Source organism: Embleya sp. NBC_00888, assembly GCF_045207655.1.
Classification (GTDB): Bacteria; Actinomycetota; Actinomycetes; order Streptomycetales; family Streptomycetaceae; genus Embleya.
Map to the genome: position 1 here is coordinate 4,488,034 of NZ_CP108784.1, position 19,137 is coordinate 4,507,170.

The following is a 19,137-nucleotide window of genomic DNA, read 5'->3' on the forward strand; positions in this document are numbered from 1 at the left end:
GGACGCCGGACGGGCCCGCGATCCCGGTCCACGCGCTGCCGCGGGGCTCACGCCGGCCGGTGGATCCGGTGGTACCCGAGGACCCGACGTGCGATCGGGCGAAGGCCGATCGGCTCAGGTGAAGACGGGCAGCCGCAACATCCCCGTGGGGACGTCCTCCTCCGGCGGCAGGTAGAGCCGCTGGAGTGCCACCACCACCGACTCGGCGGCGTGGTCGCGGAATTCAGACGAGGCCAGTCGGGCCGCGTCCTCCGCGTTGGTGAGGTAACCCACCTCGATTCGTACGGCGGGCATCCGGGTGCGCCGCAGCAGCGTCCACGCCTTCCCGTGCGTGCGGCCGTCCACCATGCCGGTGCGCGCCACGAGTTCGCGCTGGACCAGGCTCGCGAAGTGCTCCCCGGTCGGCGAGCGCCGCCCGTACCGGTCGCTGCCGCTGCCGTAGTAGTAGGAGGAGACGCCCGCGGCGCGCGGGCTCTCGTTGCGGTCCGCGTGCAGGGATATCACCAGGTCCGCGTCCGTCGCGTTGGCGAAGACCGCGCGCTCCTCCTCGCCGATGCCGTCGGAGTCCAGGCCTCGGGTGAGGTATGCCTGCACGCCCAGGGCGGACAGTCGGCCCTCCAGCCGCCGGGCGAGGTCCCAGACGACCTCGGCCTCGGTCAGCCCGTGCGCCGTCACGCCCTGATCCGTGCCGCCGTGGCCCGGGTCGATGACCACGGTCTTGCCGGCCAGCGAGGGGCCGGAGCGGTGCAGCAGTTCGGACTCGCGCATCGCGTGCGGTTGGCCGCCGACGACCGTGCGCGCGAGCCGGTCGAGGGCTCGGAACGTGGCCGGTCCGCACGTACCGTCCGCGCCGAGTCCGTAGTTGCGCTGGAATTCGCGCAGGGCGCGCTCGGTGGCCGGGCCCAGGATGCCGTCCACCCGGCCGCAGTCGAAGCCCATGTCGAGCAGTCGCTGTTGCAGGGTGGCCACGTCGTCCCCGACCGTCGGGTGACCGATCGAGTAGGACAGCATGCGGTCGCCCAGGCGCCACCGTGCCTCGTCGAGGTGACGGTAGGTCTCCGGGCCGACGACGCCGTCCACGGTCATCGCGCGCTGCTGCTGGAAATGCCGGACGGCCAGGTCCACGGAATCGTCGAACACCGCGTCCGCGTAGCCGCCGTGGCCGTCCGTGTCGCCGGTGCCGTGGACGGCGTGGGCACCGGCGGGCAGGAGGCCGAGCAGCACCAGTTTGGACCTGATCTCGGCCACTGCGGGGCCGGTGTCACCGCGTCGGTACCGCCGCTGCATGGTCATGGAAAGAAGTCCTCCCGAGTTTTGACGCAACACTCGATCGTACGCGCGCATTCGGCCGTTCCCGTACCGGAGCGGGGCTCTCGGGGCCCGGATTCCGGCTCGAGCGGGCAGGGTGTGCGGCTCGCGGCCGTTCGCCGCTCGCCCGCCGGTCGACGGTACGCCCTGACACGCGCGAGGGGCGCTCCCCGGTTCCGGGAAGCGCCCCTCGTGTGCCGTGCGGCCGGTGCGTCGAACGCGTCGGCTCAGACGTACTCGGCGAGCTCCTTGAGCAACATCGACTTCGGCTTGGCGCCGACGATCGTCTTGACGATCTCGCCGCCCTTGAACACGTGCAGGGTCGGGATCGACATCACGCCGTAGCGGGTGGTGATCTCCGGGTTCTGGTCGATGTTCAGCTTCGCGACGGTGAGCTTGTCGGCGTTCTCCTCCGCGATCTGCTCCAGGGCCGGGGCGATCTGGCGGCACGGGCCGCACCACTCGGCCCAGAAGTCGACGAGCACTGCCTTGTCGCTCATCAGGACGTCGGTGTCGAAGGTCTTGTCGGTGACGGTGGTGGTGGCCCCGGCCATGGTTGCTCCTCGGTGTGCTCGGATGGCGGTCTGCTCGGGTGGCTTGCTCGACTGTGGGAAGGCGGAACGAAGAACCGCCGGACGGGTGTGCGTCAGGCGCCGTCGGCGAGCGAGGCGAGGTAGCGCTCGGCGTCGAGGGCGGCGGCACACCCGGTGCCGGCCGCGGTGATCGCCTGTCGGTAGGTGTGGTCCACGACATCGCCCGCCGCGAAGACACCGGTGAGGTTGGTGTGCGTGGTCGGCGCGTCGACCTTGATGTAGCCCTCGGCGTCCAACTCGATCTGGTCCTTCAGCAATTCGGTGCGCGGGTCGTGGCCGACCGCGATGAACAGACCGGTCACCGCCAGGTCGCGCAGTTCACCGGTGACCGTGTCGCGCAGCTTGACGCCGGTGAGCTTGCCGTCGCCCACGATCTCGGCGACCTCGCTGTTCCACGCGAAGGAGATCTTCTCGTCGGCGAACGCGCGGTGCTGCATCGCCTTGCTCGCCCGCAGCTCGTCCCGGCGGTGGATCACCGTCACCGAGCGGGCGAAGCGGGAGAGGAACGTGGCCTCCTCGATCGCCGAGTCGCCACCGCCGACCACGGCGATGTCCTGGTCCCGGAAGAAGAAGCCGTCGCAGGTGGCACACCAGGAGACGCCCCGACCGGACAGCGCGTCCTCGTTGGGCAGGTTGAGCTTGCGGTACGCGGACCCCGTCGCCAGGATCACCGCGTGCGCCTCGTGCACGGTGCCCGCGCCGTCCGTGACGGTCTTGACGTCGCCGGTCAGGTCGACGGCCACGACATCGTCGGGGATCAGCTCGGCGCCGAAGCGCTCGGCCTGCTTGCGCATGTTGTCCATCAGGTCCGGACCCATGATGCCGTCCGGCCAGCCGGGGAAGTTCTCGACCTCGGTGGTGTTCATCAGCGCGCCGCCCGCAGTGACGGCGCCTTCGAAGACCAGCGGCTTCAGGTCCGCGCGTGCTGCGTAGACGGCGGCCGTGTACCCGGTCGGACCCGATCCGATGATGATCACGTTGCGGACGTCGCTCACGCTGAGCCTTTCCTGGTTCCTTGTCCAGCCTCGTGCCGGTGACCGGCGTCGGCTGTGCGGGTCTGCGAGCCCCGCGCCCCGATGAGATGCGGTGTCTCGTTCGACAACGGATCCTAGGTGCGCACCATTCCCGGGTCCCAACGCCGCGGGCACGGCGTGCCGGGGATCACCCTCGGGCGACCTCGGTGCTCAGCAGTACCGAGCCCGCGAACGTGCTCGAAGGCGCCGCCGAGAGCGCCTGGGTGCAGGACGAGTCCACGATGACCACCTTGACCCGGCCGGCGTTCGAGCCGTCCAGGACCACCACCCAGGCCGGGACGCCGGCGTAGGTGCCGGTGTCGACGGCCAGCGCTCGCGCCGCGTTCGGGCCGACCGCGGTCGCGACGCATCCGGGCAGTTCCCGGGTCGGCGCGACGGTGCCGCGGCGGAGCAGTTGCGAGATCTGTTGCGGCAGTCCGGCGGCGGTGTACTCGCGGGGCGCGGCGATGGACGGCTTCTCCAGGCTCGGCGCCTGCTCCTCGGACTTCGCGCCCGGTTGGTCGCCCGCCTTGGCGCTCGCTCCGGCCGCGCCCTGGGGCGCGGACACGGCGGAGTTGTCCCTGGCGGCGGCGGGGCGGCCGGACGAGTCGCGGTCCTCACCACCGGTGCCGACCACGACCGTGACGCCGAGGGCCACTGCGGCGACGGCGGCCGCCGCGAGCAGCAGCGGACCGCGCCGGCGCCGGCGGCGGGCGGAGTCGAGCCGGACGACGGTGTCGTCGCCGGCCCCGGTCCGGGCGTCGGCCGGGGCGGACGGCGGGACCGGAGCGACCGGGGTCGGCAGGGCGAAGAGCTCCGCGGTGGGGATCCCCACCGAGGGTGCCTCGGCGGGTCGCGGTGGCGGGAGCGCGGCCAGTGCGAGCGCCTGGTCGATCCGCGCGATCACGTCGGCCGGCATCGGTTCGGGGGGTTGACCGCCGAGCAACTCGCGGACCTCCGCGAGCGCGTCCCGGGTGTCGCGGCACTCGGCACACTCGGCGAGGTGCGCGTCCAGGGCGGCCGCGCGCTCCGGGGTGAGCAGTCCTTCGACGAGGTCGGACAGCACCTCGACGTCGATGTGCTCGCTCATCGTGCGCCACCTCCCTCCATGCTCGTGCCACCCGCGTCGGGGGTCGGACCGCCGGCTCTCGGTCGGTCGTCCGTCGATGGGACGGATTGTCCGGCTCCGGGGTTCCCGTGTGCCCGATCCGCCCCGGGTGGTCCGGCCTCGCGCAGGTGGCGCACCAGCGGCAGCAGCTTGGCCCGACCCCGGGCGCAGCGGCTCTTGATGGTGCCCGAGGCGACCTGGAGGATCCGGGCCGCCTCCTCGACGGGATAGCCCTCCATGTCCACCAGCACCAGCGCGGCGCGCTGTTCGGCCGGCAGCGTGGCCAACGCGGCGAGCACCGCCGCGCGGGTCTCGCCGCGAATCGCCGGGTCCTCGTGCACGGGCGCGGGCAGTCGCTGGTCGAGATCCTCGGGCAGCGGTACGGCCGGCCGGGCGGCCTTGCGCCGGGCCCGGTCCAGGCAGGCGTTCACCACGATCCGGTGCAGCCACGTCGTGACGGCCGAACGGCCCTCGAACCGACCCGCGGCACGGTACGCGGAAACCAGGGCGTCCTGGAGGGCGTCAGCGGCTTCCTCGCGGTCCCCCAGGGTGCGCAGGGCCACCGCCCACAGCCGGTCGCGGTGTCGGCGGACGAGTTCGCCGAACGCGTCCGGGTCGCCGCCGCCGTGCCGGGAGAGCAGATCGGCGTCGGTGACGTCCGCGTATGCCGATCCGGTCTGCTCGGTGCCCACCGCCTACCTCCCCCTGTGCCGGGATCATCCTGGCACGGGCCGGCCACCGGTTGGCGAGGGGTTCGCCTCGATCGTCGCGACGGGTCAGCCGAGCGTGGTGAAGGTGACCTCGCGCCAGGCGTTCTGGTAGCCGGGGTTGTAGATCTGGTAGTCGCCGACACTCGACTCGACCTTGGGCATCGCGGTCATCACCAGCAGGACGTATTGCGCCTTCACGGGCTTGGCGGCGGTGATCCTCAGGTTGTTCTCGGAGGTCGACGCCTGGCCGACCTCGACCCGGAACGCGCCTTCGGAGGTGGGCATCGACTTCGCGTCGGGTGCCGCCATCAGCTTCATGTCGGTGCGCGGTCCACCCGCGCCGAGTTGGATCTCCACGCTCTGGATCTCGTGCACCGCGCCCAGGTCGTAGACGATGCCGTAACCCTTGCGGTTGAAGGTGATCGCCGGGCCGTCGACCATGTAGTTCGTGCGCCAGTAGGTCGAGGCGTTCCCGTCGATGGTCAGCTTCGCGGCGTCCGCCTGGGTCGGCGAACCGCCGCCGATGGAGATCTCCCGGGCGCTCTTGGGCGTCGTCGTGACCGGGGTCGGGGCCGCGGTGCTCGGCGGCGGGATCGACGACGAGGTGCCCCCCTGCGGCTTCAACGGGTCCTCCTTCTTCTCCCCGTCGCCCAGATGGCTGGCCACCTGCCAGGTCACCAACACGATCGCGAGCACCACCAGTACCGCGACCGCGCCCTTGACCGTCGCGCCGAACCGGCCGCCCAGCGGCGGCGGAGGCGCGATCGGAGGTCGGACCGAGCCGTTCGAGCCGCCGTAGCCGGCCGAGGTGTAGACGGTCCGGGTCGGTTTCGGCGTGTAGACGGGGTACTCGTCCTGCTCCGGGCCGCCGACGATCTCGCCCTGCTCGGGCGGATGGATCTCCGGGATCGCGGCGATCGCCGCGGAGAGTTCGCCCGGAGTCTCGAACGCCGGGTCGTGCTTGACCTCGTGGCCGAGCGCGCGCATCGCCAACGCGGCCAGCGTGTTGTCCACACCGGCCCGGATCTGGCCGGGCGCGCACAGCTTGCCGCCGGTGAACGGCGCGGCCTGGAGCCCGTATTCGGTGCCGTCGACCCAACGCCGGGTCAGCGCCGCGTACATCAGCATGCCGACCGCGTGGGTGTCGTCGCGGGCCGCGTCGGTGGTGTCGTGGCCGTACAGGGCGGCCTCGACGGCCAGACCGACGATCTTGTACTGGCCGGTGTGCATGCGCAGCACGTTCTCCGGCGTCAGGCGCAGGTGGGAGAGGCCGGCCCGGTGGGCGACGGACATCGCCTGGGCGACCGCGCGGGAGAGTTCGTAGACCTCGTGCGGCGGCAGCGGCGCGCTCTCGAAGACCTTGGTGAGGTTGTCCGCGTCGGGCAGCCACTCCTTCACCACGTAGATCAGGCCGTCCTGTTGGGCGCAGTCGAGCACCTGGACGAAGCGCGGGTCGCCCATCAGCGCGGCGGCGCGGGCGGCGGCGATCACGGCGCGGCCGTGCTCTCCGCCGGCGGGCACGATGTGCACGCCCACCGCGCGCCGCAACTTCTCGTCGACGGCGCGCCAGGTCTCGCTGCGGCCGTTCTGCGAGAGGCGGTGTTCGAGCCGGTAGCGATCGGCCAGTCGGGTGCCCCGGCTGACGCCGACCCGGGGCGGCGCGGGTTCCGGGGCGGGATCCGGCGCGGCCGCCGCGGAGTCCGCGCCGGTGCGCGGTGCGGCGGGCTCGGTGTCGCTCGGCTTCGCGGTCGCGGTGTCGCCCGGCGTGGGGTCCGCGTCCGTGGTCTCGGCCCTGGCGGGTTTGCGCTTCGCCCGTTTGTGGGTGACCGGTTCGTCCTCGACGGGCGCGTCCGGTGCGGGTGCGGCGGAGCCGGGCGTGGCCTCGGCGGCGGGGACCTCGGCGGCCGGTGCGTCCACGGTTTCGGTCGAATCGCCCTCCCCGGCACCGCCGTTCGCGGATTCGGTGGCCGCGCCGGCCTCGGCGGCGACTTCCTCGACCGGATCGGATTCGGGCTCGGTACCGACGGGCAGAACCGTGGTGGTGTTTCCGGAGACCTTGCCGTCCGAACCGACCGGATTGTCCGACGATGTATCAGAAGCCTTTGTCGGTACGGGGTTTGCCTCGTCCGTCGCTAGGTCGACGGATCCTGCGGTTCGGTCCGTCACCTCGGCCTCATCCTCCTCGTCGGCGTACTCATCGTAGAGGTGAGCCATCTCCGGCCGTTGGCCAGGGACGACCTCCACACAACATGAGACTCCCGGACCGTGCCTCGGGTTGCCTCGTCACAAGATCCGAAAGGAAACCGAGACCGGCGTATCGGGAGCTTTACCCCGGTTCAGGCGCACGGCACACCCTCACTCGCCCATGGTGGTACATCCCACACGGATCCGCCCGCCGAATTCCCGGTGGGGATTCGGCGGGCGGATGCGGAGGCTCCGGACGGGCTCGCGGTCAGCGGCCGAGGCGGCCCTTGATCATCCCGGTCATCGCGCTCATCTCCTCGACCCGCATCCGGTTCGCCGCGATGAAGAAGACCACGAACATGGTCACGATGCCCGCGCCCACGGCGATCGCCGAGCCGCCCATCGCCGAGCCGAAGTGGCCGGTGCACATCCGGGCCACGAAGAACGCCGCGGCGCCGCCGATCCCGGCGGCGATCAGCAGCCGGGTGTACGTCCGGGTCACCCGTCGGCCGTCCAGGTCGCCGAGTCGTTTCTTGAGCCGCTGCGCGGCCAGCACCACGCCCACGAGGTAGGCGAGGCTGTAGCCGCCCGCGATGCCGACACCGGCCCACTTGGTGGGCAGCGCGATGAACGCCAGGCCCGCGAACGCCGCCTGGGCGCCCGCGATCCAGACCGTGTTCAGGAACGGCGTGCGGGTGTCCTCGTACACGTAGAACCCGCGCAGCAACACGTACTGCGCCGAGTACGGGATCAGGCCCAGGCCCAGCGCCATCAGCATGTAGCCGATCCAGTGCGCGCTCTGTTCGCCGGTCGGGGCGAAGATGAAGCCGCCGATGTCCCGGCCCAGCGCCACGAAGATCGCCGCGCACGGGATCATCGCCACCGCCGACAGGCGCAATCCGGAGGAGATGTCGCCGCGCACGCTGGCCAGGTCGCCGTCGGCGGCGGCCCGGCTCATCCGCGGCAACATCGCGGTCATCACCGACACGGTGATCACCGCCTGCGGCAACTGCCAGATCAGCAGTGCGCTGCTGTACGCGGTGAAGCCGACGCCGTACTGGATGTTCTCGTCCCGGGCGTTGACGTCGATCGCGGTCGCGAGCTGGGTCACCACCAGGTAGCCGGCCTGGTTCGCGAGCACGAACAGGAACGTCCACTTGGCCAGTCCGAGCGCCTTGCCCATCCCCGAGCCGCGCCAGTCGAACCGGGGCCGGAAGCGGAACCGGGCCGCCTTCAGGTACGGGACCATCGCCATCGACTGCACGATCATCCCGAGCAGCGTGCCCAGGCCGAGCAGCCGGATCTCGTCCGGGGTGATGGTGTCCGAGTTCTGCCCGGTGTTCTTCGCGGTGCCGGCGACCCAGATGTAGAGGCCGAACGTGGCGATGATGACGATGTTGTTCAGGACCGGGGTCCACATCATCGGGCCGTAGCGCTCGCGCGCGTTGAGGATCTGCCCGAACAGCACGTGCAGACCCATGAAGAAGATGATCGGCAGGCAGTAGCGGGCGAAGGTGATCGCCAGCTCGTAGTCCTGATGGTGTTTCGCGAGCGAGTTCGCGAAGCCCCGGATCAGCAGCGGCGCGCCCAGCCAGGCGATCACCACCAGCCCCGCCAGCACCGTCATGACCAGGGTGAGCAGGCGGTTCGCGTACGCCTCGCCGCCGTCGTCGTCCTGGCGCATCGCGCGCACCAGCTGCGGGACGAAGACCGCGTTCAGCGCGCCGCCGCCGACCAGGATGTACAACAGCGTCGGCATCGTGTTGGCGACGTTGTAGGTGTTCGCCAGGATCGCCGTGCCCAGGGCCGCCGCGGCGACCAGGTTGCGCACGAAGCCGGTCATCCGGGACACGATCGTGCCCGCCGCCATCACGGCGGAGGATCGCATTATCCCGCCGAGCTTGCTGCCCTTCTTGCCCTCGCCGCCGACCGGGATGCCGGCCATCCGCTCCTCGGCGCCCGAGCCGGGCATCCGGTAGACGGGCGACGTGGACGGGTTCAGCGGGACCGGCGGGGCATCCAGGACCGCGCTCGCGGACATCGACGCGGCGGCCGCCTCGGCCCGGTGCTGGGTCTCGTAGCGCTGGTAGGCCTCGGTGTACGAGGGCATGCCCGCGATGTCGCCGGCGAGGCCGAGGTTGATGCCGGTCAGCGTCTGGTCCATCAGCCAGCCGCCCGGCCGGTCGTAGTCGCCCCAGCCGCCCTGCCCCTGCTGCGGGCTCGGCTGCTGCGGGACGTACGCCTGCTGGTGCACCGGCTGCTGGTGCGCCTGCTGTTGATGGGGCTGCTGCTGGTGCGGCTGCTGTTGGGGGTAGTTCTGGTCCGGTGGGGCCTGGTGCTGCTGCTGGTACGGGTCGCCCGAGCCGTAACCGCCGCCGCCGTACTGCTGGGCCTGGTGGGGCTGCCCGCCCTGCCCGGACGGGTCGTACGGCGGGGACGGGTCGTAGTACTGCGGGGCCTCCGGGGTGAAGAGCTCGTCGACGCCCACGTACGGGTCGTTCGCCGGCGGATCGCTCAACTCGTCCCGGAACCACGCGCCGCCGCCGTCCTGGGCGGGCTGCTGCGGGGGCTGCTGCTGCGCGTACGGGTCGTAGCCGCCCTGACCCGATCCGGAGCCGTACGGATCCCCGTAGACCGGTTCGGGCCCGCCGCCGTAGCCGCCCTGGCCCGGATAGCCGCCCTGCTGTGGGTAGGGCTGCTCGCCGTACCCCGGCTGTGGCGCGTTGGGGTCGTGGTAGCCGGGGTCGCCCGGCTGCGCGTACGGATCGTGCGGCTGCGCGGCGTAGGGATCGGCCGGCTGTCCGTACGGGTCGACGTACTGCTGCAGGTACGGGTCGGCGGGCGGCCGACCCCGGTAGGGATCGTCGTGCGCGCCGTCGTCCGGCTCGGCGGAGCCGCCGGTGTACGGCTGACGTTCGTCGCTCCGGTCGCTCATGCGGGCGGGCCCTCGTCTTCTCGGTCAGGTTGAGTGTCCGGTGCCCACTTTCTCATTCGGGGCGGTCGGTCGTGGATCTCGACGGCGTGTGTCCGCGCGGGTCGGCCGGATCGGGCGGTCCGTTTCCGCCGGCGTGGGGTGCCACGGGATGGGGTGGCGGCCACCCGGAGGTCGGTTCGGTCCGGTCGTTTTCGGTGTCGTCGAAGGAGTCGGGATCCGACGGCGTGTCGTCGCGGTCCTCACCATCCTCGCCGTTCGGGTCCTGGGCAAGGGCCGCTTCCCGACGTTTGCGCAGGAACGCGCGGAGCGAGAAGACCGCGAGCAGGAAGGCGAGGCCGCCGATGATCCAGCGGGTCAGCGCGTCGATCGTGGTCGTGTTGACGAAGAACGACTCGGGCGTCTTGACCGCTCGCCCGTCCGGGGTGAGCAACTGGACGTCGACCATGACCTTGCCGTTCGCGGCCGACTTCGCCGAGATCGGCACCTCCCGACGGCGCCCGTCGGGCACCGTCACGGTGGTCGCATCGCCGAGCTTGAGCCGGTTGGGCTGATGCGAGACGGCCGCGATCCGTACGGTGACCGGCTGCTGGAGGTTGTTCACCACGGTGACCGGGATGTTGCCCTCCTCGCCGGAGAGCGTCACGCCGGTTCTTCGGATGATGTAGACGAGTGATTCGAGTTCGCGCAGGCCGCGGGTGACGCCGAGCCGATAGCGGTCCGCCCCCCGGGGGTCGCCGCGCCACTGGGTCGACAGCAGGCGCAGCAGCGCGGGGTTGAACGGGCCGGTGACCCGCTCGGGCCGGGTCAGGATCGAGGCGAAGGTTTGCATCGACCGGACCAGGTTGTCCGTCTCGGCGATGTACTGCTCGGACGGCTCGCCGGCGCGGACGTCCTTGGGGTAACCGGCGAGCTTGCGCGCGGGCAGCGGGGCGGGCTCCGCGGCGAGCTCGGCCAGGGTGGTGCCGTGGGTCCAGTCGGTCGAGGCGTTCATGACGTCCTTGAGCACGCCGGCCAGCGAGGCGTCCATGGTGCGCGGCGGGGCGATCAGCAGGCTGCGGGCGGGCTTGAGGGTGGGCTCCTGGAGCGCGATGGTCAGCAGCTCGGCCAGCAACTGCTGGGTGGTCAGCACGCTCTGTCCCGGCGCCCTGGTGTCCGCGGTCAGGGTCTTGTCGATGTCCGGGTCGGTGACCAGCGCGGTGCCCTTGTCGGCCCCGGGCAGGGCCGCGGTCGCCAGGGGGGTGACGTTGAGTTCCTTGGTCGGCGGCAGGCTCGCCCCGGAGGTGAGCACGGTGCTCGCGCCGTTCCCGATCGCGAGGTCGACGATCGAGGGGTCCAGCGCGCCGCCGGCGGGCCATGCCACGTCGGTGCGCACCGGGCGGGCGAACGTGCGCTGCATGACGGTGGCGGCTTCGGACTGGGCCTCGCTCAGTTGCGGGCGCAGGTCCGCCTTGCCCGCGTCCAGCGCGTGCGCGACGGCGGCCAGGTCGGGGTCGGCGTAGGGCAGGGCGATCACCGGCTGGGCGCCGGTGCCGGTCTTGAGTCGATCCAGCCATCCGGCGGCGATCTGGCCGCCGGCGCCCGCGAGTGTGTTCTCGATCTGGTTCGGCGTCGCCTTGGCGGTGTCCTCGTCGCTCGGGGTCTTGCCGTCCCGGGACTTCTTCGGCTTGTCCGGATCCAGGCTGCCGGGCGGCGCGACCCGATAGCCGCCGGCCATCCGGGTGGCGGAGTCCAGCAGCTCGGGGTCGACGACCCAGTCGACCTTCATCCCGGTACCGATGTTCACCAGGTCGTACAGCCGCCCGCCCGGCGCGAACAGCGCGGCCAGGTCGTCGTCGCGAAAGACCGGCGTCTGGGCCTCGTCGCCGAGCGTGGTGCCGTCCCGGTGCGGCCGATCGGCCAGCGGCCAGACCATGCCGATCCGCATGTTCTTGACGTCCTTGAGGCCGTTCTTGGGGATCCACGGCAGGAAGGTGCGGGCCGCGCCGATCGGCTTGCCGCCGGCCCTGGCCTCGATCGCGAGCGGATACGCGCCGGCCTCGCCCAGGCCGAGTGGGTCGGCGCGGAAGGTGAACGTCCACGGCTGGGCCGTACCCGGTGCCAGGTTGCGCAGCGTCACCGGCTTGGGGTCGCGCAGCAGGGTGCCGCTCGACTGGGCGTCCTCGGCCGAGCTGATGCCGCTGCGGAAGAGCGGTTCGGAGGTGCGGAGCCGGACCGCGACCTCGGCCGAGTCGATCGCCTTGGTGCCGGAGTTCAGCACCTGGCCCTCGATGGTGATGGTGCCGCCGGCCTTGGCCACCGGCGTCATTTTGGTGATCAGGACCTGGATCCCGTCGCCGTCGGCGGCGCGCGCGATGTTCGGCGGCATCATCGACAACAGCCCGGCGGCGAGCGCCAGGATCAGTATCAGGATGGCGGCCGGCCGGCCGCGGGGCACGCTCGTCGGGGTCCCGGATCGGAACCGTCCATCGCTCACGCGCTGTCCGCCAGCAGTTCCGGGGCGAGCGTGACCAATCGCCGCTCGTCGGGGTAGGCGAGACGCGCGGAGAGCGCGCCGAGCGGAACCCAAGCCACCGCTTCGACCTCGATGTCGTCGTCCGACAGATCCCCGCCCGCCGCCTCCATGAGGTAGTGGTGGACGGTCTTGTGCACCCGCCGGTCCGGCGCGGTGAACCAATAGTCGATCACCCCGAGCGGGGCCAGCACCCGACCCACGATGCCGGTCTCCTCCTCGACCTCGCGCAACGCGGCGTCGACCACACTCTCGCCGTTCTCGATGTGCCCCTTGGGCAACGACCACAACAGCCGGCCGCGTCGGTCCCGGCGCGCGATCAACGCCGCGCGCAACGTGAGTCGATCGACCACCAGACCACCCGCCGAGGTCTCCTCGACCACCTGCAGCCGACGGCGCGGCGGCGTGGTCTCGGAAGGCATCCGCCAAGCTTAGTGCGACATGCGCCACGCCATAACGCCATGATCACTCCATCGCGCGGCCCGCTCGCGACCTCGGCCGCGGCGTAATGCGCGCGAGACCCGCGGCCTCGACCCGTAACCTTGTCTCCCGTGCCGAACGCCAAGAACACAACCCACCCGGACGACCCGCCGGCCACCGGCGAACTGAGCGCCGTACAGCGCCGCGCCGTCACCGAACTGTTGCGCGTCGCCCCCGTCGCCGACGACCTCGCCCGTCGCTTCGAGGCGGCCGGGCACACGCTCGCGCTGGTCGGCGGCTCGGTGCGGGACGCCCTGCTCGGTCGGCTCGGCAACGACCTCGACTTCACCACCGACGCCCGCCCCGAACAGGTGCTGGCGATCGTGCGCCCGTGGGCGGACGCGGTGTGGGACGTGGGGATCGCGTTCGGCACGGTCGGTTGCCGCAAGAAGGTCGCGGACTCGCCGGACTACCAGATCGAGATCACCACCTACCGCTCCGAGGCCTACGACCGCGCCTCGCGCAAGCCCGAGGTCTCCTACGGCGACTCGATCGACGACGACCTGGTCCGCCGGGACTTCACGGTCAACGCGATGGCGGTCGCGCTGCCCGGGATCACCTTCGTCGACCCGCACGGGGGGCTGGAGGACCTGGCCGCGCGGGTGCTGCGCACGCCGGGCACGCCCGAGGCGTCCTTCGGCGACGATCCGCTGCGGATGATGCGGGCCGCGCGCTTCGCCGCGCAGCTCGACTTCGAGGTCGCGCCCGAGGTGGTCGCGGCGATGACGGACATGGCCGAGCGGATCGACATCGTCTCCGCCGAGCGGGTGCGGGACGAGCTCAACAAGCTGATCTGCTCCGACCACCCGCGCAAGGGTCTGGAACTGCTGGTCTCCACGGGGCTGGCCGCGCGGGTGTTGCCCGAGCTGCCGACGCTGCGCCTGGAGGTGGACGAACACCACCGGCACAAGGACGTGTACGAGCACACGCTCACCGTGCTCGAACAGGCGATGGCGCTGGAGGCGCCGGGCGAGCCGGACCTGATCCTGCGGCTGGCCGCGCTGCTGCACGACATCGGCAAGCCGCGCACGCGGCGCTTCGAGCCGGACGGTCGGGTCTCGTTCCACCATCACGAGATGGTCGGCGCGCACATGACGCGCAAGCGGCTCAAGGCGCTGAAGTACCCGAAGGACGTCACGGACGACATCACGCGCCTGGTCGAACTGCACCTGCGCTTCCACGGCTACGGCACGGGCGAGTGGACCGACTCGGCGGTGCGCCGCTACGTGCGGGACGCGGGGCCGCTGCTGGAGCGGCTGCACAAGCTGACCCGCTCGGACTGCACGACCCGCAACAAGCGCAAGGCGGCCACGCTCGCGCGCGCCTACGACTCGCTGGAGGAGCGGATCGCGCAGCTCGCCGAGCAGGAGGAGCTGGATTCGATCCGGCCGGACCTGGACGGCAACGAGATCATGCGACTGCTGGACGTGCCGCCGGGCCCGTTGGTGGGCAAGGCCTACCGGCACATGCTGGAGATGCGGCTCGAACACGGCCCGATGGACCACGACACGGCGGTCGCGGCGCTTCGGGAGTGGTGGGCCGCCCACGGGAGCGCGTGAGCGGGCCACCACCGGATTCGGGTGGGGGCTGCCTCAGCTCCCGCCCAGCTCCTGGAGCTCCGCGTCGTCGACCTTGCCGTCGGCCATGATCTTCTGGATCTGCGCGATGACGGAGGGGGTGAACGTCGTGCTGGCACCGGGCACGCCAGAGAACGACTCCGGGGTGGTGTGGTCGGTGACCGTCACGCACAACAGGCCCTTGTCGGAGCCCTTGCGGTAGAGGCCGAGCACCGAGCCCTTGCGGGCGATCTCCTCGGCGTTGCACTTCTCGGTGTCCGAGGTGTCGGTGAACTTGGCGACGACCTTGAACGCGGCGTCCGACTTGGAGCAGGAGACCACCTTCGGGTTCTTGTTCTTGGTGCCGGTGATGCAGTCGCCGACCTTCGCCTTGTCGACGGCGTTCTTGTTGAGCACGCCCGTACCGATTACCCCGGCGATGACCAGCGCCACCACGACCACGGCGCCGATGACGATCCACTTGACCTTGCTCTTGCGCGGCGGGGGCGGCGGCGGGCCGCCGTAGAAGCCCGGCTGACCGCCCTGGGGGTAGCCGCCCGGCGGGAAGCCACCCTGCTGCGGCTGGCCCGGCTGCTGCCCCCAACCCTGCTGGGGCTGCTGCGGCTGACCCGGCTGCTGGTTCCAGCCCTGGTTCGGCTGCTGGGGACCGTTGGGGTCGGGCGGGAAGGGATTGGACATGGGGACGATCTCCGTTGCAGGGGACTGGTGAGACAGTCCGGAACACTAGGGCTCCGGCCGGACACCCGCAGCGGGGATTCCCCTTGTCCCGGTCGAATGTGAGCGGAATAACGGGCATAAAGAGCTAATCGCAGGAGCGATGCGTCATTTCCGCTCGGCGAGACACAACACGAAGCTCTCCACGGTGGGATCCGAGGTCAACGCGATGGGGTCCCCCGGCACCGAATCGCAGACGCCCGCGAACGTGGTGCCCTGCACCCGCTCGACCACGATGAACCGGGCCGCGGAGTCCTCGCAGCGCACCGGGTCCTGGTCGATCCCGGTCTTGTCCCGCAGACAGTCGCCCTCGTGGATGCGCGGCCCGTCGTCCTCCTTGTGCACGTACCACCAGCCCCCTGCGGCGGTACCGCCCACCAGCAGCACGGCCAGCACCGCGATCAGCACCCCGCGCCCACGCCGGGCCGGCCGAGCGGCCTCCCGACGGGCCGCGCGCCCGTCGACCGGTACCCGACGTACGACGGGCGCATGCGGCATCGACGCTTCCGGCGGCGGAAGCGGGAGCCCGTGCGGCGGGGTGTTCTCGGTCCACGCCGGTATGTACGGCAAAGGATCGTTTTCACCCGAACCGGCGTTATTGGACACGGAGTATCTCCAGAGGTGCCGAAAGTCGCTGGATGTGCAGGTTAGAACCTCGGCCTCGGTAATGCACTACCCGCAGGTAATTTCCTGGAGATATCGCCGGGTGAAATAAGCCGTGATCGGTATCGAAAGGGATATTACGGCCGGCGGTCGTCCGCCGGGACGGTCTCCACGATCACCGGAGGGTGGCGACGTGCTGCCAGCGTGTACAGGGCGCCGGTCAGCGCGTACACCCCGGCCACCCCGAGCAGCACCGCCGGGGACCGGCCGTCGTCCGGCAGCCCCAGCGCCGCGACGGCGGCGGCGCCCACGAACGCGACGTTGAACAGCACGTCGTACACCGAGAACACCCGACCCCGATACGCGTCGTCGACGGTGGTCTGCACGATCGTGTCGACGCCGATCTTGGCGCCCTGCGAGGTCACCCCGAGCAGGAAGGCGCCCACCACCATCGGCGCGAACACGAAGGGCAGGCCGAGCGCGGTCTGGCAGACCGCCCCCGCGAGCGCGCAGGTGCCGATCCAGGCCGCGACGCCGATCCGGGTGGTGATCGCGGGCGTGGCCACGGCCGCGACGAAGAAGCCGAGCGCGGACACGCTCACCGTGATCCCGAAGGTGGCCAGCCCTCCGTCGGTGTCCGCCGGATCGTTGAACGTATTGCGGCAGAGCAACACGGTCATCACGGTCAGCACGCCGTAGCAGAACCGCATCGCGGTGATCGCGGCCAACGCGTGCGCCGGCGCCCGACGCCGCCACACGTGCACCGCCCCCTCGCGCAGCCCGCGGGCCACCGAGCGCAGCGCCTCCGCCGCGCCGGGCAGCACCCGATCGGGATCGGGCCCGAGCAGATCGGCCGGCATCGTCGCGGCGACCGCCGCCGAACCCAGGTACAACGCCCCGGACACCACGATCACCAGCGCGGTCGCCCCGGAGCCCTCGGCCAGGAACGCGTGAACCAGCAGCGCCGACCCGCCGCCGACCGCCGCCGCGACCGTGCCGGCCGTGGGCGACACCGAGTTCGCGGTCACCAGCCGCTCGGCCGGCACCACGCGCGGCAGCGACGCGGACAGTCCGGCGAGCACGAACCGGTTCACCGAGAGCACCACGAGCGCGGCGGCGTAGAAGATCGGGTCGGGCACCCCGAGCAGCACCAGGCCCGCGGTCACCGTCACCAGCACCGCCCGCAACAGGTTGCACAGCACCAGCACCTGGCGCCGCCGCCACCGGTCGAGCAGCACCCCGGTGAAGGGCCCGACCAGCGAATAGGGCAGCAGCAGGACCGCGAACGCGGTCGCGATGTCGGCCGCCGAGGTCTGCTTCTCCGGCGAGAAGAACGCCTGGCCCGCGATGGCCACCTGGAACGCGCCGTCGGAGAGCTGCGAGGTCAGTCGGGTGGCGAAGAGCCGCCGGAAGTCGCGCAGCTTCAGCAACGAGCGCAGATCACGGATGAGGGCCACGGCGCCCACCGTAGCCGGCCCCGGCACGCGGACCGGAGACCGGCACCGATCGGCCCCGGGCACGCCGAAGGCCCGGCTCCTGGGCGGGAGCCGGGCCTTCGATCAACCCGAGGTCACCCGGCCGGATCGGCCGAGCGGGGTGGGTCAGCGCTCGATGTCGCCCTTGATGAAGGACTCGACCGCGTTGCGGGCCTCGTCGTCGAAGTACTGCACCGGCGGCGACTTCATGAAGTACGAGGACGCCGACAGGATCGGGCCACCGACGCCGCGGTCCTTGGCGATCTTCGCGGCGCGGACGGCGTCGATGATGACACCGGCCGAGTTCGGCGAGTCCCAGACCTCGAGCTTGTACTCCAGGTTCAGCGGAACGTCACCGAAGGCGCGACCCTCGAGGCGCACGTACGCCCACTTGCGGTCGTCGAGCCACGCGACGTAGTCCGACGGGCCGATGTGCACGTTGTCCGCGCCGAGGTCACGGTCGACCTGCGAGGTGACGGACTGCGTCTTGGAGATCTTCTTCGACTCCAGGCGCTCGCGCTCGAGCATGTTCTTGAAGTCCATGTTGCCGCCGACGTTGAGCTGCATGGTGCGCTCGAGCAGGACACCGCGGTCCTCGAAGAGCTTCGCCATCACGCGGTGCGTGATCGTGGCGCCCACCTGCGACTTGATGTCGTCGCCGACGATCGGCACGCCCGCCTCGGTGAACTTGTCCGCCCACTCCTTGGTCCCGGCGATGAAGACCGGGAGAGCGTTGACGAACGCGACCTTGGCGTCGATGGCGCACTGGGCGTAGAACTTCGCCGCGTCCTCGGAGCCCACCGGGAGGTAGCAGACGAGGACGTCGACGGCCTGGTCCTTGAGGACCTTGACCACGTCGACGGGGGCCTCGGTCGACTCCTCGATGGTCTCGCGGTAGTACTTGCCGAGACCGTCCAGGGTGTGCCCACGCTGCACGGTGACGCCCGACGGCGGCACGTCGCAGATCTTGATCGTGTTGTTCTCGCTGGCACCGATGGCGTCCGTGAGGTCGAAGCCGACCTTCTTGGCGTCCACATCGAAAGCGGCCACGAACTCGACGTCACGCACGTGATACTCGCCGAACTGCACGTGCATCAGGCCGGGGACGCGGCTGTTCGGGTCGGCGTCCTTGTAGTACTCGACGCCCTGCACCAGCGAAGCGGCGCAGTTGCCCACGCCGACGATGGCTACGCGAACCGAACCCATTCCGGTTGCTCCCTGTGATCTCGACGAAGCCGCCATGAACCGGCGACCTCAGTTGTTGGATGCGGACGGGTCCGAGGCCACGTCCTGGGTGGGGGTCCGAAGCCGGTCGGCGTCCTTCGACGCGTCGACCGGGGTTTCGGGACCGGCGGCGTCCGGAGTGGCTCCGGCGTGCCGCTCGGCGGTGATGAGCTCGTTCAGCCAGCGCACTTCGCGCTCGACCGACTCCAAGCCGTGTCGCTGCAACTCGAGGGTGTATCCGTCGAGCTTCTCCCGCGTCCGGGTCAGCGACCCGCGCACCCGGTCGAGGCGTTCCTCGAGCCGGCTGCGCCGACCTTCGAGAATACGCATGCGCACCTCGTGGTCGGTTCGACCGAAGAAGGCGAAGTGCACGCCGAAGTTCTCGTCCTCCCAGGCCGAGGGCCCGGACTCGGACAGCAGTTCTTGGAAGTGCTCCTTGCCCTGTGCCGTCAGCTGGTAGACGATCCGGGATCGCTTGCTGCCGGCGAGTGCCGTCACCTCCGGAACCTCTTCCGCGAGCCAGCCCCGTTCCAGCAGGGACTTCAGGCACGGGTAGAGGGTGCCGTAGGCGATGGCACGGAACGAGCCGAGCACGGTGTTGAGCCGCTTGCGCAGTTCGTAACCGTGCATGGGGGAGTCGTGCAGCAGGCCGAGGATCGCGAATTCGAGGACGCCACCGCGCCTGCTCATCGCCTTCCTCCATC

15 protein-coding genes are annotated in these 19,137 nt (G+C 71.0%); 1 reads left to right on the top strand and 14 read right to left on the bottom strand.

Features of this window, described 5'->3' with window-relative positions:
- Positions 1 to 114: 114 nt before the first annotated feature.
- From OG948_RS18765 to OG948_RS18805, 9 genes are all read right to left on the bottom strand, one after another.
- Positions 115 to 1,293, bottom strand: a complete 1,179-nt coding sequence (locus OG948_RS18765; RefSeq protein WP_406297643.1) for an N-acetylmuramoyl-L-alanine amidase — start codon at positions 1,291 to 1,293, stop codon at positions 115 to 117.
- A gap of 242 nt (positions 1,294 to 1,535) precedes the next feature.
- Positions 1,536 to 1,862 carry a thioredoxin gene (gene trxA, locus OG948_RS18770; protein ID WP_395867763.1) on the bottom strand — a complete coding sequence of 109 codons (327 nt, stop codon included), beginning with the start codon at positions 1,860 to 1,862 and terminating at the stop codon, positions 1,536 to 1,538.
- A gap of 92 nt (positions 1,863 to 1,954) precedes the next feature.
- On the bottom strand, positions 1,955 to 2,896 hold the full coding sequence (trxB, locus tag OG948_RS18775) for a thioredoxin-disulfide reductase (protein ID WP_406297644.1): 942 nt from the start codon (positions 2,894 to 2,896) through the stop codon (positions 1,955 to 1,957).
- Positions 2,897 to 3,062: 166 nt separating this feature from the next.
- A complete protein-coding gene (locus tag OG948_RS18780; protein ID WP_406297645.1) occupies positions 3,063 to 4,004 on the bottom strand; it encodes an anti-sigma factor family protein in 942 nt (313 codons plus the stop codon).
- On the bottom strand, positions 4,001 to 4,714 hold the full coding sequence (sigM, locus tag OG948_RS18785; protein WP_406297646.1) for an RNA polymerase sigma factor SigM: 714 nt from the start codon (positions 4,712 to 4,714) through the stop codon (positions 4,001 to 4,003). The genes OG948_RS18780 and sigM overlap by 4 nt, the downstream gene beginning before the upstream one ends.
- A gap of 84 nt (positions 4,715 to 4,798) precedes the next feature.
- Positions 4,799 to 6,946, bottom strand: coding sequence for a protein kinase family protein (locus tag OG948_RS18790; RefSeq protein WP_406297647.1), 2,148 nt, complete (start codon positions 6,944 to 6,946; stop codon positions 4,799 to 4,801).
- A gap of 238 nt (positions 6,947 to 7,184) precedes the next feature.
- The gene (gene murJ, locus OG948_RS18795) at positions 7,185 to 9,851 is read right to left on the bottom strand and encodes a murein biosynthesis integral membrane protein MurJ (RefSeq protein ID WP_406297648.1); all 2,667 of its coding nucleotides are present in this window, start codon (positions 9,849 to 9,851) and stop codon (positions 7,185 to 7,187) included.
- Positions 9,852 to 9,903: 52 nt separating this feature from the next.
- Positions 9,904 to 12,285, bottom strand: a complete 2,382-nt coding sequence (locus OG948_RS18800) for a DUF6049 family protein (RefSeq protein WP_406297649.1) — start codon at positions 12,283 to 12,285, stop codon at positions 9,904 to 9,906.
- A gap of 35 nt (positions 12,286 to 12,320) precedes the next feature.
- Entirely contained in the window at positions 12,321 to 12,782 is a 462-nt protein-coding gene (locus tag OG948_RS18805) for an NUDIX hydrolase (protein WP_395867777.1), read from the bottom strand.
- Between the two features lie 129 nt (positions 12,783 to 12,911).
- On the opposite strand from OG948_RS18805, the gene OG948_RS18810 reads away from it, so the two are divergent.
- Complete coding sequence (locus tag OG948_RS18810; RefSeq protein ID WP_406297650.1) at positions 12,912 to 14,399, top strand: CCA tRNA nucleotidyltransferase; 1,488 nt, start codon at positions 12,912 to 12,914, stop codon at positions 14,397 to 14,399.
- 33 nt (positions 14,400 to 14,432) lie between these two features.
- On the opposite strand, the gene OG948_RS18815 is transcribed toward OG948_RS18810, so the two are convergent.
- The 5 genes from OG948_RS18815 to OG948_RS18835 form a co-directional block, all read right to left on the bottom strand.
- Complete coding sequence (locus OG948_RS18815) at positions 14,433 to 15,095, bottom strand: hypothetical protein (RefSeq protein WP_406297651.1); 663 nt, start codon at positions 15,093 to 15,095, stop codon at positions 14,433 to 14,435.
- Positions 15,096 to 15,239: 144 nt separating this feature from the next.
- A complete protein-coding gene (locus tag OG948_RS18820) occupies positions 15,240 to 15,629 on the bottom strand; it encodes a hypothetical protein (protein WP_406297652.1) in 390 nt (129 codons plus the stop codon).
- 242 nt (positions 15,630 to 15,871) lie between these two features.
- Positions 15,872 to 17,191 (bottom strand): MFS transporter, encoded by a 1,320-nt coding sequence (locus OG948_RS18825; RefSeq protein ID WP_406297653.1) that lies wholly within the window; start codon positions 17,189 to 17,191, stop codon positions 15,872 to 15,874.
- 144 nt (positions 17,192 to 17,335) lie between these two features.
- A complete protein-coding gene (locus tag OG948_RS18830) occupies positions 17,336 to 18,415 on the bottom strand; it encodes an inositol-3-phosphate synthase (protein WP_395867788.1) in 1,080 nt (359 codons plus the stop codon).
- A 48-nt stretch (positions 18,416 to 18,463) separates the two neighbouring features.
- Positions 18,464 to 19,123 carry a PadR family transcriptional regulator gene (locus OG948_RS18835; protein WP_395867789.1) on the bottom strand — a complete coding sequence of 220 codons (660 nt, stop codon included), beginning with the start codon at positions 19,121 to 19,123 and terminating at the stop codon, positions 18,464 to 18,466.
- Positions 19,124 to 19,137 lie beyond the last annotated feature (14 nt).